The sequence below is a fragment of the Paenibacillus popilliae ATCC 14706 genome, assembly GCF_000315235.1.
Lineage (GTDB): Bacteria > Bacillota > Bacilli > Paenibacillales > Paenibacillaceae > Paenibacillus_B > Paenibacillus_B popilliae.
Genome location: NZ_BALG01000069.1, coordinates 1 through 2,046, shown reverse-complemented (window position 1 = coordinate 2,046; position 2,046 = coordinate 1). Strand labels below are relative to the sequence as shown.

Annotated in this window: 1 rRNA gene; it reads left to right on the top strand. The window is 53.1% G+C overall.

Features of this window, described 5'->3' with window-relative positions:
* Window positions 1-25: 25 nt before the first annotated feature.
* A 23S ribosomal RNA gene (locus PPOP_RS07075) occupies window positions 26-2,046 on the top strand; the annotation flags it as partial.

Sequence of the window (2,046 nt, the reverse complement as noted above, 5' to 3'; positions counted from 1 at the left end):
AGGAAACTTTTTGACCACCTAGCTAGGTTAAGCTAGTAAGAGCACACGGAGGATGCCTAGGCGCCAGGAGCCGACGAAGGACGTGGCGAACGACGATATAGCCTCGGGGAGCTGTAAGCAAGCATCGATCCGGGGATGTCCGAATGGGGAAACCCGGCTGTCATAATAGGCAGTCACTCGCACCTGAATCTATAGGGTGTGAAGAGGCATACGAGGGGAACTGAAACATCTAAGTACCCTCAGGAAGAGAAAACAATAGTGATTCCGTCAGTAGCGGCGAGCGAACGCGGAAGAGCCTAAACCGGAGAGCTTGCTCTCCGGGGTTGTGGGACGTCTCACATGGAGTCAGAAAGGTGTTTATTAGACGAAGAGTCCTGGAAAGACTCGCCGTAGAAGGTAATAGCCCTGTACTCGAAAGTAAATGCCCTCCGAGACGGATCCCGAGTACCGCGGGACACGTGAAACCCCGTGGGAATCCGGCAGGACCATCTGCTAAGGCTAAATACTCCCTGGCGACCGATAGTGAAGCAGTACCGTGAGGGAAAGGTGAAAAGCACCCCGGAAGGGGAGTGAAATAGAACCTGAAACCGTGTGCTTACAAGAAGTCAGAGCCCTATGATGAAACTTGTTTTCATCAGGGTGATGGCGTGCCTTTTGTAGAATGAACCGGCGAGTTACGTTTACGTGCAAGGTTAAGGTGAAAAGCCGTAGCCGCAGCGAAAGCGAGTCTGAATAGGGCGAAAGTATATGCTTACGAAGTAGCAATACTTCGTATTGCTTTTAGTACGTAGACGTAGACCCGAAACCGAGTGATCTACCCCTGTCCAGGGTGAAGGTGCGGTAACACGCACTGGAGGCCCGAACCCACGAATGTTGAAAAATTCGGGGATGAGGTGGGGGTAGCGGAGAAATTCCAATCGAACTCGGAGATAGCTGGTTCTCCCCGAAATAGCTTTAGGGCTAGCCTCGGAGGAAGAGTCGTGGAGGTAGAGCACTGATTGGGTGCGGGGCCCGCCAAGGGTTACCAAGCTCAGTCAAACTCCGAATGCCATGGACTTATTATCCGGGAGTCAGACAATGGGTGCTAAGGTCCGTTGTCAAGAGGGAAACAGCCCAGACCATCAGCTAAGGCCCCTAAGTGTACGTTAAGTGGGAAAGGATGTGGAGTTGCCCAGACAACCAGGATGTTGGCTTAGAAGCAGCCACCATTTAAAGAGTGCGTAATAGCTCACTGGTCGAGTGACTCTGCGCCGAAAATGTAACGGGGCTAAACGTACCGCCGAAGCTATGGATTGCATCGACTTCACTGCTTCTTTGAAGAGTGAGTGAAGACCCGCCTGAGATTTTGTCGACATCCGAAGTGATACCACTTGTCGACCAAATGACCTCAGGGGCTAAACGAATACTTCGAAGCTGGAGTGAAGTCGATGCAGTGGTAGGGGAGCGTTGTGTACCGGGTTGAAGGTAGACCGGAAGGACTGCTGGACTGTACACAAGTGAGAATGCCGGTATGAGTAACGAAAAGACATGTGAGAATCATGTCCGCCGAAAGCCTAAGGGTTCCTGGGGAAGGCTCGTCCGCCCAGGGTAAGTCGGGACCTAAGGCGAGGCCGAAAGGCGTAGTCGAAGGACAACAGGTTGAAATTCCTGTACCACCGCAGCCGTTATGAGCGATGGGGGGACGCAGAAGGATAGGGACGCGAGCCGATGGATGTGCTCGTCCAAGCAGTGAGGCTGGTCAGTAGGCAAATCCGCTGACCGTAAGGCTGGACTGTGATGGGGAGGGAAAATAACAGTACCGAAGGTCTTGATTTCATGCTGCCAAGAAAAGCCTCTAGCCAGGTGAAGGTGCCCGTACCGCAAACCGACACAGGTAGGCGAGAAGAGAATTCTAAGGCGCGCGGAAGAACTCTCGTTAAGGAACTCGGCAAAATGACCCCGTAACTTTGGGAGAAGGGGTGCCCCGGTAGGGTGAATAGCCCGAGGGGGCCGCAGTGAATAGGCCCGAGCGACTGTTTAGCAAAAACACAGGTCTGTGCGAAGCCG